The sequence below is a fragment of the Aphanothece hegewaldii CCALA 016 genome, assembly GCF_003007785.1.
Classification (GTDB): domain Bacteria; phylum Cyanobacteriota; class Cyanobacteriia; order Cyanobacteriales; family Microcystaceae; genus Chroococcus; species Chroococcus hegewaldii.
In genome coordinates this window covers 259,930-272,853 of record NZ_PXOH01000005.1, presented here as the reverse complement: position 1 = coordinate 272,853, position 12,924 = coordinate 259,930, and the positions used below count along the sequence as shown (strand labels likewise).

Below are 12,924 nucleotides of genomic sequence, written 5' to 3'. Positions count from 1 at the left end.
AACTTTAGTGGAAGCTGTGGAAAACATTCTCAAATATTTTGGAGAAAAATATACAATTAATTTTACATAGCTACTTACGCAGGATTTCTGCGAAATCACGACCAATCAGGGGGCTGATGTTGCTGAAGAATGCCCGCGAACCATTGTTAATCGTCCTTAGACGGAAATCTGAGTCAATAAAATAAACGCCGAATGGAGCGTGTTCGACGAGCGTGGAAAACATTTCTTCGCTGCGGCGGAGCAATTCTTCGGACTGCTTACGATCGCTAACGTCCCGTTGGTTTCCCCAAGCTCGAATCAGATAGTGATCTTGGATAATGCCAACTAAATTGTTAGCGAAGTATTTTGGGTTGCCATTGCGATCAAGTTCGTAAGATTCGGCATCGCTAAGGCGGTAGCCAGAACGAATAAAGGCTCGTAAATAGTCCAGATTGCGAGGATCGGATGGAGGTAGCAAATCGCCCAACCGTACCCCAATAATTTCATCAATCTCCGAAAAGCCATACATCTGGGCCATCACCAGGTTACATTCAGCCAGATAACCATATTGATATATATGTTCAATTTGGGAATGTTCATCAATTGTCATTGAGAGCGGTTTTTCTAGCTCAAATCGCCAAATTCCCTCATTACTTTGAGCTACAAAAGCTCGATAGCGTTCTTCACTCTCGCGCAGTTCATTTTCTACCTGTTGTCGCTCTAACTCAGTGGCAACCCGACCAGCAAAAAATAGAACCGAACTCCTGGTTCACTTTGCACAAAGGGATTGCAGGCAAAGCGATCGTCGAGCCGAGTATCGGGGATAATCAGTGGCTTATCGGTTAACACGGCAAAGCTGCAAAGTGTGGCATCACGTGGCACTTCACGAGCATCAAAGCCAATGCAGGACTTGAACCAAGCTCTTGATTCATCGACTAGGGAAATGAGGGCGATCGGCATTTTAAACAGCCGTGCTACTAGGTTGGTAATGCGATCAAATGCCGCTTCAGGAGGTGTGTCAAGAATCTTGTAGCGATGAAGTGCCGATAACCGCTCAGTCTCGTTTACTGGAATCGGTGGGGTCAAAAATTTTTTTTTAGACTGCATGAAGAAAGCACTTTATAGCGTACACCATGATTAATTATTTATCATAGACTAGAAACGTTGATCTACCAAAGATAAGAATTTTTACATTGCCCAAATGAGCGATCTTGTCTCCAAGAGGAAAGCCCTTATTATCTCTTAATTTTATAACTTTGGTGTAGTGGGCGATCGCTTGATTATATTCTAATTTTTCTAAACTATCAAGATAGAATTCTTTCAACTATTTGGCTATTTAGGTTTCAGCGATTAGACGGTCTCAAAGTTACAGAAGAGGAATAGTAAAGATTAAAGCTATTTTGCGAGTTATGGCCTTAAGATAACACACAAAGTTTTGTAAAGTTTTGTAAAGTTCGGACGGAAATCTATTTAGATAGTTTGTGGTTTAGAACAGCGAGTAATGAAACCACTAGCAAGTCATGGATATTCAAATCTTAAAACTAGACGAACTGTACATTCTTAATCAATGTACTAAGTTTTTAGCTAGAACGAATACCGATAATCGCCATAACTTCGGTCAATTCAATGATGATAGTATACGCGCTCAAATTGCTGAATCTTGGCGTTTTCCGCTTCTAGATACTTATAGCGATGGTAATGATCCTGTCAAATCCTATAATCAAAATCGAGTAACCTTTGTTTATCGACACTTAGGAGAAAAACAACCTCAAAGCGTTTCTGTAGTTGGCTCTTTTGCTAATCTTTATGAAGCAATACCCTTACAACCCGTCACTTTTTTAAATGAACCGACTGCTTACTATGCTTTAACAATATTAGTTCCTAAAGGTGAAGTTCATACCTATAAATATATCGTTGATGGTCAAGGGATTCTTGATCCGATTAACCCACAACAAGTTACTTTAGATAACGGGCAAATTTGGTCACGTTTTTTTACGGCTTTTTGTACACAACCGCTTTGTTTTGATGATTGGGAATACGTGATATTAAAGCGTTTAGTGAATCGTCTTCTACCTTTTCGCACAAAAGAAGGACAAAACTTTATTGATCGATACTACAACTTTTTAGATCGTCAAAGTAAAGATAATCTTTATCCCTATGCCTATCGTTTAGATGAATCAGTGGGTGCGGCTAACTTTATCGATAATATCTTAGCCAGGGAAGAAAATCATCATCTAATGGATTACAAAATATGTTTAGCACAAATCGATCGCATTTTACGTCAGCGTAATCCTTTTATTGAACCCGCGATCATGCCTCGTGAATTGTACATGGATTTGTACAACGAAATGACCACTAATATAGTAAACGGTTGGGATTATAACCAATATAATAGCCCGCTTTACTTCCTACAATTATTACGTCGTCATACTTTCACTGGTGCATTTACTCATCCAAAATACGGCGGAAATATTGGGGCTGCAGGTTGGGCATATCTATCAGAACGATACTCAGATGCAGGAAAAACGTTATTTGATTGGCGACAAACGATAGAAAAACCTCTGGGTATTAATAGCGATTATCACGGATAGTGCATCACTAAAATATCAATTCATTCAAAAGAAAAACATATGGAAACACAATTTGATGTTGTGATCATTGGGAGTGGCGCTGGAGGCTCACCGATCGCCCATACCCTAGTCCAAGCTGGTAAATCTGTACTGATTCTAGAAAAGGGACCTTTACTCAAACCACAGTATCAAAATGCGGATGGTTTAAGTGATTTCAAACGCGATGAACTTTTTTCCGATGGGCCTGCCAAACGCATTACTCATAATGTAGCCAATAAAGGCGAGGCTTTTTATTCGAGTCATATTGAACCCGATATCAATGACGAACCCCATATCTATGAAGAAGCTGACGGACGCGAATTAGCTACTATTGAGGGTTATACAGCGCAAGTCGTCGGGGGGGGAACTCAACTTTATGGGGCGGTTTCTTTAAGATTTTCTCCTCTCGATTTTCGTCTACAAAGTTTTAATGCAGGTCGTGGCGATTTAGTCAATGACCCTAATGGAGATGTTCAAACCGAAGCGCGAGACTGGCCAATCAGCTACGATGAATTAGAACCTTATTACGTCAAAGCTGAACAACTCGTTGGGATTAATGGAACAGCCCCCAATCAGCTAAAACCTTTTAGTAAAGATAATTATCAGCCACCGCTAGAACCAAATCCCATCAGTCGTTATGCTAAAACGGGGATGGAATGGTTAGGGAAAAATACGAGCAATCGTGAATCGGTTTTACCCTATCGTACTCCCTTAGCCGTGATTACCCGCGATCATGCACCGAGTGGGCGTAAAGTTCCCAGTGATCCAGAAACGATCAAAACCAGCTATGTTAACCGATATGGCTGTCCTTTGGGTCTAAAATCTAATACTTGGGTTTCGCTACTAAGTCCGATCGCAAATTCTTCTAATTTCGAGATTCGTCCCAATTGCTGTGTCACTCGTCTAGAATGTCAAGGCGATAAAGTCAGTCGAGTCGTTTATCTTGATCCATCAGGAAAAGAGCGAGTTGTTGAAGGCAAGATCGTAATAGTAGCGTGTTCTGCGATCGAATCAATTCGTCTACTAAAAATATCAGCCCTGAGTGATTCAGAATTTGATCGTCGCATCAATCAAAACGACTTACTCGGTAAATATTTCTTAACACATTGCTTTGGTGGGGCTAGTGCGATTATGCCTGATCGCAGTGATAAATCGAAAGCTCTTGACGCAGATTGGGCGATCGACTGTTGTGCGACCGAAGAATTTCTTAAAAGTAAAGGAATTTGGGCGGGTGGTGCAATTTATAACAATACATCCGATCGGGCTTTACCGATTTCTCTGGGTCGTACCCACCGCAGTACCGATCTAGATACGCTCTGGAAAGGGTTTATTGAGGATACAAGCCTTGTTGGAGACAATTTAGCGCAATTTTTAGATAATACAATTGGTCGCGGTCTATCTGTCAGTTTTATGGCGAATCAATTGCCTTTAAAAACAAATCGAATTGAATTGCATCCGACTGTTAAAGATAAATGGGGTCGCCCTGTTGCTTATATCCGTAAAATTTGGCATCCTCACGATCAATATTTAATGAGTACCTTGGCTCAATGTTGTGGTGATGTTTTACGGTTTGGAGTTGATCCAGCCGGCGGAGGCTTCCAAATTGAAGGACAAGGGGGTGTATATCAGGCTCCGAATGGACTTGCTCGTATCGCAAATCATATTCTAGGTGGGGCGCGTTTTGGGAGCGATCGCAATGACTCCGTACTCGATCCTTTTTGTCGGGCGTGGGATTTTGACAATTTGTATGTTACAGATGGCTCATTTATGCCGACTTCTGGGGGGGCTAATCCTACTTTAACCATTCAAGCAAATTCTTTTCGCATCGCTGACGAACTACTCAAGAGGCTGTAATATGGACCCTAAATTAAATGAGATAGAAACAAGTCCTTGGAATGAGATATTTAAGGTTGTCTTTTTTCCCGATCGCATTTACCATGCACAATATCTAAATGCGACTCGTAGTAGCCGTTATCGTTATAACGTGCAAGAGGTTCGCTCTTATATCGATATTATTGTCATCAAAGGTGAAGTCTATCTAGATGGTCAATTTTTGTCTAACTTTCTGCGACTGGAGTATAAAAGTAGTCGTTTAGTTGAACAAGCGCGGGAAAAACTACGATTTGTCAAAAAACAATTGATTGCGTGGGTCAAAGTATTACCCGAAAATGAGGCTAATACTGCCGAAGGACGAGTAAAACTCTATTATTGCCCTTGGACAGACGCATTTCAAGTCGAAATCTGGGAAACACTCGAACCACCAGAGAATAGTTACCATGATTTCCAAATTTTGGATCAGATGGGATACAATCGACCGATTACTTGTCTTCGTGAGTTGAAACCTGCGCTACGGGATATTAAAGGCCTAAAACGAGTCGAATTAGCTTTTCGGGAAAACGATCGCAATATTCCCGCAGGATATCAGATCACTGATACTGATGCAGCTTGGGATAATGCTTATTTGCGTTCCCACCAAGAACCCAGAACCCAAGATCCCAGTTCACCACAAAACACCATCGATGATCAAAACTATTTGATCGACTTCCAACGAGGATGGTTTTTACAAACGCCAGATATTCTACCTGTACGCTATCGTAACGCCATGATGGATGATAGTAACCCCGATCGCAACCCCGATAATATTATCGAAATGCGTTGGATCGTACAGCGAGAGTTAGGCGGTTCGATGGTCTTTTTCCATGAAGTTACTATCCCACCTGGTACAGTAGAAGGCACCCATCAACACATTGGTACAGAAGAACTATACTACATTACCCAAGGTGAAGGTATTGCTTATATGCGAGTGGGTGATGATCCTGCTACTGATTCATTTCCCACCGTCACACGGGATGTCATGGGTTTAGGTGAATATGAATTTAAAGAATTACCCGTAAAACCTGGGAGTGTCATTTTTACTAAAAGTGGTGGGATGCACGGTATTCGTAATCCTGGAACTGAACCGCTTAAATTCGTTGCCTTTTTATATCACACTACCTAAAGCTATGTTTATCGTACATTCTGATACAGTCGTCAAAGTTGAGCCGAATACTTCCCCTAGCTATAACCAAGGGAACCCACTGTCTAAGCTTTTAAACTTAATGGAACGATCGCAACTTGCAGCAGAACGGCAATATTATATCATGGGTCAAGCTCAATATTTATTTCCGTTTGAATGGCTGAGTTTATATGGTCCTGCGGGAAATGATGCGGATATTCTTGATCCTGAAGTACAAGATAATAAGAACGATTTCCAAAAACAGAACATCAAAGACTTTCGCACTACGGATACATTTTTAATTCGTGGTTTGATAAAAATCGGTGAATGGATCGGCCCCTTTTTACGATTATCCTATCGCGGTGGGCCCGATTCTAAACTATCTGTAGCGGCCAATCATCAACTCGGCGAAAAAATTAAACTTTGGTTAAAAGTAGGTAATGCTGCACCATCGATGATTACTGTTCCCTATAATCCACTAAGCGATCGCTATGAAGTCGAATTAGTTGGTTATGCGGGTGGAGATTTGCGAGATCAACTCGATATTAAAGGAGTACAAGCATTTGATCGTCTTGAATTACAAGCGCGTCCCGATCTCATTACAGGAAATATGGACGCTTTTAACCGAGAAGGAATAAACGGTGTGCATCTTCAAGACATCGATCCGACAAACGTCATGCACCCTGTATTACCCCTTCATCTGGAGGTTGCTTGGACTAATTTTGAGGAAAAAATCTGGGATGCACAAAATGGCGCAAATTACCACTACGAATTTAATATGATTCTGCGTGGCTGGAATAACTACCTAGAGACAGGAATTAGCGCTAATCCTCACGGTGGAATCGGTTTTCTTGAATATCGGAACTTAATGTCAAATTATGGCGGAAAATCGAAGCAAAATGAACTCGGACGTAGTTTGAATTCTTGGAATTTTAACGCTTTTGGGAATAAAAATCATCTGAGTAACTTTGAACCTTTTTTCTCGGTTGATTACATGGACTTACATCTATTAAAAGCAAATTGCGGTATTGGTATCCACCGTCACCGCGATAACCAAGAAATGTTTCTCATGATGGAAGGACAAGGGTTTATGGTGATTGGAGATTGGTACAAAATGGATCAACGAGAACGTTGTTTCGAGATCCGTACTCTTCATTCTGGAGATTTTGCCATGCTGAAAGGGGGTAATCTTCACGCTTTGATGAATGCAACCGATGAAGATATTTCCCTGTTTATGTGTGGTGGTTACGACTAGAGTAAGTCAGGGATTAATGAAAAATTAAATAATTATTTGGTAATTGGAATGAATATCAAAGACCACCAGAGAATAAATTCTCTGTCTCATAGCTTAAGTCGGTTTAAACCGACTCACCGTAAAAGTTTTAATCCGTTTTAACGGATTTATGCTTTGAGCCGTGAAATTCATTTCACGGTGGTTTGTGAGACTCACATGATAACCCAAATAATTATTCAACTTCCATCATTTGACGGTGGTCTAGCTTCTTACAATCATATTTCACGGGAGTTAATTCTATGGTTTCTCAACGGCAAGGAATGGGCGCAATTCCTTATGATGGTGGTGTAGCTTTTCGAGTTTGGGCCCCTTTTGCTTCAAGCGTTTGTGTAGGTGGTACTTTTAATAGTTGGTCAACAACCGCTAATGCTTTAGAATCGGAAAATAACGGCTATTGGTCTGGTGATATTCCTGAAGCTAAACTAGACGATCGCTATCGTTATGTAATCTCTGGCTCTTTTATTTCTGGTGTACAATGGCGAACTGATCCTTATAGTAAGCACGTGGAAGATAATAACGAAGGGAATGGGGTTATTGTTGCCGATAATTTTGCTTGGAATTCTAACATTTTTAATATGCCAACTTGGAATGAGTTGGTTATTTATGAATTACACGTTGCTTCATTTAATCGAAGTTCTCAAACACCGGGTGATTTTAGTAGTATTATCAGCAAACTGAATGATCTCAAAAATTTAGGAGTTAATGCGATCCAACTGATGCCGATTTTTGGCTTTCCTGGTGACTTCTCATTAGGTTATAATCCTGCTTTACCCTTTGATATTGAAAGTAATTACGGTACACCTAAAAGCTTTAAAGAATTTATCCAAACGGCACATGATCAAGGATTTGCCATTATTTTAGATGTAGTTTATAACCATTTTGGGCCAGATGATCTCGATACTTCATTATGGCGTTTTGATGGATGGAATGAAAACGGACGAGGTGGAATCTATTTCTATAATGATAATCGACGTGCTTTTACACCGTTTGGCGATCGTCCTGATTTTGGTCGCGGTGAAGTCCGTCAGTATATTCGAGATAATGTTTTAATGTGGCTAGAAGAATATCGAATTGATGGTTTCCGATTTGATTCTACAGTCAATATTCGCAATATTTTCGGCAATAATAACGATCCGAGTAATGATATTCCCGAAGGTTGGAGTTTAATGCAATGGATCAATAACGAGATTAATGGTCGAATGCCTTGGAAAATTACGATCGCAGAAGATTTACAGAACAACGATTATATCACACGTTCAACAGGTGCGGGCGGTGCAGGTTTTGATTCTCAGTGGGGTAGCTTGTTCTATTCTGCTCTATTCGATGCGGTTGTTCCACCAAATGATAGTTCTCGCAATATGGATCGCTTACGAGATGCCATTCTACAGCGTTTTGAGACGGATGGGCTTAAAAGGGTCATTTACAGTGAAAATCATGACGAAGTAGCTGAAATAAACCGAAAAGTACGCCTTCCTGATGCGATTTGGCGGGGGAATGCAGATAGCTGGTTTGCTCGAAAACGATCTACTCTTGCTGCTGCTTTAGTATTTACTTCTCCCGGTATTCCGATGATTTTTATGGGACAAGAGTTTCTGGAGTGGGGAAGTTGGAGCGATCGCGGTTCGTTAGACTGGAATAAAAAAGATCGATTTAGTGGAATTTGGGATTTATATCAAGCGTTGATCCGTCTACGTCGTAACTGGTTTAATAATACACGTGGACTACGGGGACAAAACGTTAATGTCCATCATGTCAATAATTCCGATAAAATGCTCGCGTTTCATCGTTGGGAAAATGGCGGACCGGGTGATGATGTCATTGTAGTCGCTAATTTTGCCGATCGCAATTATGACAGTTATACGATCGGTTTTCCAAAAGGTGGTACTTGGTTTGTCCGTTTTAATAGTGACTGGAATGGTTTTAGTCCTGATTTTGGCAACAAAGCGGGTTATGATACGACAGCAGGACAGCCGGGAACTCACGGGATGCCTTTTAGTGGCAATATTGGTATTGGACCTTATAGTGTTTTAATCCTATCGCAGTAAGTAGCCATGCCAAGCGCGAATAAAGAAGTATATCGACAAAATCAATAAAAGAGAATAAAAACAAATCTTAACGACTTGATCGGGTAACTTTGGTAAAAAACGGGTGCTAATTTGCGCCCCAATTAATCCACCAATTCCTAAAATAATTCCTTCTGAAAATAAAACATTACCCGCTTTAGCATGACCTAAACAAGATGAAATAGAGGTAATCATAATAACACCTAAGCTGGTTTGAATGGCTAACTTAATTTTTTCTCCTAAAAACATCATCTGTAGAGGAACCATAATTACACCACCACCGACACCAAATAATCCAGATAATAACCCTGCTGCACCACCCGTAAAAAGTCGTGATAGAATAGGATTCGCCGTTTTACGGGTTGTTTCTTCCCCTTGTTTTTCTAACTTTTGACGAAGATTCGATAAATAAATGGTGATGAGTAATAAACACGCCATCGCTGCTTCTAAAATGTATTTAGGGATTTGTCCGACTAAATATGCTCCTAAAAACGCCGTCAAGATCCCTGGGAGTCCTAATAAGATGACCTTATTCCATTTGAGATAGCCCATACGCCAATTTTGGAAACTACCCGAAAGAGAAGTCATGACGATCGCTAAACTACTGGTTGCAACGGACTGAGCATAACTATAGCCCATTGTGATTAAAATAGGAACTAGGACGGTTCCGCCACCAATTCCCAGTAAACCTGCTAGTAATCCCGAAAAAAGTCCACTTACTACTAAAAGCCAAAAATGATTGTTCATATTGCTGATGCTGTCGTTGTTGATCTGTCTTTTGTACAATAGAAAAGAAATATCGATAAAAAACACATTGTACTTGGGTTGAGAGATGAAAGAGTTTTTGGAAAATCTATCGCGTTATCCGCGTTTTTTGATTACTGTAAGTTTAGGCATATTTTTCGTATTTTTTGACTGGATTAAGCCTTTATTTAAAAATCCTGTAACGGGTGTGGCGGTTGTTGGTATGCTGGTAGGGGGGTTTGCTTTTCTCTATTTCACCCTAGAAGCGATGCTCGGAATCAGTTCTCTGTAAATAAATTGTTTGAAAAAAATTAGGAGGCGCATATTATGGCTGATCGTCGTCGGGTTTCTCGCATTGCCTCCATGATTAAACGCGAAGTTAGTCAATTATTAATGAATGAAATTAAAGACGATCGCGTTGGTGCTGGAATGGTGAGTGTTACTGATGTGGATGTTTCAGGTGATTTACAACACGCCAAAATTTTCGTCAGTATCTATGGTACACCAGAAGCAAAAGCCGAAACTATGCAAGGGTTAAAAGCGTCTACAGGTTTTGTTCGTCGTGAACTCAGTCAACGAATTCGTTTAAGACGCTCACCTGAAATTCTGTTTTTAGAAGATACGTCGATCGAAAGAGGCGATCGGATGTTAAATTTACTAAGAAATATCGAAATTAAGCCCCTAGAAGACGATAATGAGCAATTTGACGAACTAGAAGACGAGGATGAGGAGCGATAAAGTCTGTGTTGAATTGGTCTCAGTGGTCTTTAAAAGAACAAATTGGACAAATGATCGTCGTTCGGACTTGCGGTTTTTTGTTCGATCATCAAATTCGTTACCCCGCTTGGGAAGCTTCTAACGCTCAATTACAGCAATGGTTAGAATCTTTAAATCTAGGTGGGGTAATTTTATTAGGGGGAAGTGCAGTCGAATTAAAAGAGCGATCGCATACAATACAATCATGGTCACAGACACCCCTATTGATCGCCGCAGATATCGAGGAAGGTGTAGGGCAACGTTTTACGGGGGCGACTTGGTTTCCTCCACCAATGGCTTTAGGAGAAATCGCTAAAACTAATCCCACTGAAGCGATTCAATATGCCAAACAATTCGGCGCAATTACCGCACAAGAAGCTTTAGCGATCGGTATTAACTGGATTTTAGCTCCTGTTGTTGATGTCAATAATAATCCTGATAATCCAGTAATTAATATTCGCGCTTTTGGTGATACACCTGAACTGGTAAGTCAATTAATTACAAGCTTTATTCATGGGGCTGCACCCTATCCTATTTTAACCACAGCAAAGCATTTCCCTGGGCATGGAGATACTTCAACTGATTCTCACCTCAATTTACCCGTTTTGGAACATTCACCCGCCCGTCTTGCCGAAATTGAGTTACCCCCGTTTCAGGCTGCAATATCCGCAGGGGTCGATAGTGTGATGACGGCACATTTATTAATACCTGCTTGGGATAGTATACGCCCTGCCACCCTCTCACCAGAAATTTTAACTGGACAACTTCGGAAAAAATTAGGTTTTGATGGGTTAATCGTTACAGATGCTTTGATTATGGGTGGTGTAACAAATCAGTATACACCCGAAGAGATTGCAGTGATGGCAGTCGAAGCAGGTGCAGATATACTATTAATGCCATCTGATCCCATTATTGCAATAGAAGCAGTTTATCAAGCAGTACAAACAGGAAGAATCAGCCAAGAAAGAATTATTGAGTCGGTTTCTCGTATTTGTCAGCTTAAAGATAAATTAAAACCCTCTCATCATTCAGTATCTAATTTCTTTTCTGATTTATCTAGTCCGATTGCTCATGATACAGTTGTGTCAATCTTAACTCGATCAATGAAAATCGGTGGAAAGTTACCGATTATTCTAGATGAAGCCAAAAAACGTAATTTAATTGTGGTTGATGATGTCTTAAACTGTGACTTTTTGGATCGTCATACTCCTGCTGTTACGATTCCAAAGCAGTTAGGATATGAGATACAGATTGTGGATCAAAATACACTAGGCTGTATTGTTGAAGATTCTCGTCAGACGTTATTACAAGTTTTTATTAGAGGTAACCCGTTTAGAGGTACAGCAGGTTTAACGGAAACTGCACAACAGGTTTATCAGAATTTGCTCAAATCTCGCTCATTGCAAGGGGTTATTATTTATGGTAGTCCATATGTTTTAGAGTGGTTTGAGTCTCAAATGACGAATGATTTGCCTTGGATTTTTTCTTATGGACAAATTCCACTGGCACAAAAATTAGCGTGTGATAGGATGTTTAACTTAAATATTGAGCAAGATAAGAAAGATAAGACGTTTACCAATTAAAGCCAGCCAGTGAATAAATTCACTTATAGCAGAAGCCAACTGTAAAGACGTGTCATGGCGCGTCTCTACGAGACAGGGATTTCAATCTCTGGCGTACTGATTTTCCTAAATAAGCTTCTAAAACTTACTCTCCTAAATAAGCTTCTAAAACGGCTGAGTTTTTCTGAATTTCTGCGGGTGTGCCATCTGCTAAATTAGTTCCTTCGGCTAAAACCCATACATGATCACACAAAGACATGACCAGATCCATATTGTGTTCGATAATTAAAAAAGTAATGCCTTGCTTATTCCAATTAATAATATGTTCGCAAATTTGACCGATTAATGTCGGATTAACGCCCGCCGCAGGTTCATCGAGTAAGATTAATTTAGGACGTGTCATTAATGCTCTTGCTATTTCGAGTAGTTTTCTCTGTCCCCCCGATAACGCTCCTGCATAATCATACGCTTTAGCCGATAATCCTACTGATTCTAGGATATCCATTGCTCTTTCTTTATTTTCTTTCTCTTGCTGTCTAATTTTGCCCTGTTGAAACCAAAGTTGGATCAGGTTTTCTCCCGTTTGATGGGGTGTCGCAAGTAACATATTTTCGAGTACAGAAAGACGTGATAAAACTCTTGCTACTTGGAAGGTACGAACACATCCTTTAAGGGCTATTTCATTTGTGGGTAAATCATGTATCGGTTGCCCATTAAAAATGACCTTACCATCATCAGGACGAATAAAATTAGAGAGTAGATTAAATAAGGTGGTTTTTCCTGCACCATTTGGCCCGATTAAGCCTGTAATTGTGCCAGAATGAACTTTAATCTCGGCATTATTAACCGCACGAATACCGCCAAAATGTTTAGATAATCCTTCGGCAATTAGTAAGGGTTGAGATAGGCTAGGATTGTTCAT

Annotated in this window: 12 protein-coding genes; 8 read left to right on the top strand and 4 right to left on the bottom strand. The window is 40.3% G+C overall.

The genetic code is table 11. From position 1 onward, the window contains the following. Positions 1 to 70: 70 nt before the first annotated feature. On the bottom strand, positions 71 to 589 hold the full coding sequence (locus tag C7H19_RS07295; RefSeq protein WP_342752268.1) for a PAS domain-containing protein: 519 nt from the start codon (positions 587 to 589) through the stop codon (positions 71 to 73). Between the two features lie 110 nt (positions 590 to 699). Beyond that, on the bottom strand, positions 700 to 1,086 hold the full coding sequence (locus C7H19_RS07290) for a GAF domain-containing protein (RefSeq protein ID WP_219907606.1): 387 nt from the start codon (positions 1,084 to 1,086) through the stop codon (positions 700 to 702). Between the two features lie 413 nt (positions 1,087 to 1,499). On the opposite strand from C7H19_RS07290, the gene C7H19_RS07280 reads away from it, so the two are divergent. The 5 genes from C7H19_RS07280 (at position 1,500) to C7H19_RS07260 (ending at position 8,922) form a co-directional block, all read left to right on the top strand. Further along, the gene (locus C7H19_RS07280) at positions 1,500 to 2,570 is read left to right on the top strand and encodes a gluconate 2-dehydrogenase subunit 3 family protein (RefSeq protein ID WP_106456226.1); all 1,071 of its coding nucleotides are present in this window, start codon (positions 1,500 to 1,502) and stop codon (positions 2,568 to 2,570) included. A 39-nt stretch (positions 2,571 to 2,609) separates the two neighbouring features. Continuing rightward, positions 2,610 to 4,442 carry a GMC family oxidoreductase gene (locus C7H19_RS07275; protein WP_106456225.1) on the top strand — a complete coding sequence of 611 codons (1,833 nt, stop codon included), beginning with the start codon at positions 2,610 to 2,612 and terminating at the stop codon, positions 4,440 to 4,442. Between the two features lies 1 nt (position 4,443). Then, entirely contained in the window at positions 4,444 to 5,586 is a 1,143-nt protein-coding gene (locus tag C7H19_RS07270) for a cupin domain-containing protein (RefSeq protein ID WP_106456224.1), read from the top strand. Between the two features lie 4 nt (positions 5,587 to 5,590). Continuing rightward, entirely contained in the window at positions 5,591 to 6,838 is a 1,248-nt protein-coding gene (locus C7H19_RS07265; RefSeq protein WP_106456239.1) for a cupin domain-containing protein, read from the top strand. Positions 6,839 to 7,116: 278 nt separating this feature from the next. Beyond that, complete coding sequence (locus C7H19_RS07260; protein WP_219907605.1) at positions 7,117 to 8,922, top strand: alpha-amylase family glycosyl hydrolase; 1,806 nt, start codon at positions 7,117 to 7,119, stop codon at positions 8,920 to 8,922. On the opposite strand, the gene C7H19_RS07255 is transcribed toward C7H19_RS07260, so the two are convergent. Continuing rightward, positions 8,911 to 9,687 carry a sulfite exporter TauE/SafE family protein gene (locus C7H19_RS07255; protein ID WP_106456223.1) on the bottom strand — a complete coding sequence of 259 codons (777 nt, stop codon included), beginning with the start codon at positions 9,685 to 9,687 and terminating at the stop codon, positions 8,911 to 8,913. The genes C7H19_RS07260 and C7H19_RS07255 overlap by 12 nt on opposite strands. An 85-nt stretch (positions 9,688 to 9,772) precedes the next feature. Here C7H19_RS07255 and C7H19_RS07250 point away from each other — a divergent pair, with 85 nt between their 5' ends. From C7H19_RS07250 to C7H19_RS07240, 3 genes are read left to right on the top strand one after another with little or no spacing between them, the layout of a single operon-like run. Further along, complete coding sequence (locus C7H19_RS07250; protein WP_106456222.1) at positions 9,773 to 9,976, top strand: DUF751 family protein; 204 nt, start codon at positions 9,773 to 9,775, stop codon at positions 9,974 to 9,976. 35 nt (positions 9,977 to 10,011) lie between these two features. Further along, positions 10,012 to 10,422 carry a 30S ribosome-binding factor RbfA gene (gene rbfA / locus C7H19_RS07245; protein ID WP_106456221.1) on the top strand — a complete coding sequence of 137 codons (411 nt, stop codon included), beginning with the start codon at positions 10,012 to 10,014 and terminating at the stop codon, positions 10,420 to 10,422. 5 nt (positions 10,423 to 10,427) lie between these two features. After that, entirely contained in the window at positions 10,428 to 12,023 is a 1,596-nt protein-coding gene (locus C7H19_RS07240) for a glycoside hydrolase family 3 protein (protein ID WP_425428871.1), read from the top strand. A 124-nt stretch (positions 12,024 to 12,147) separates the two neighbouring features. Here C7H19_RS07240 and C7H19_RS07235 read toward each other — a convergent pair whose 3' ends face one another. Continuing rightward, a complete protein-coding gene (locus C7H19_RS07235; RefSeq protein ID WP_106456219.1) occupies positions 12,148 to 12,924 on the bottom strand; it encodes an ABC transporter ATP-binding protein in 777 nt (258 codons plus the stop codon).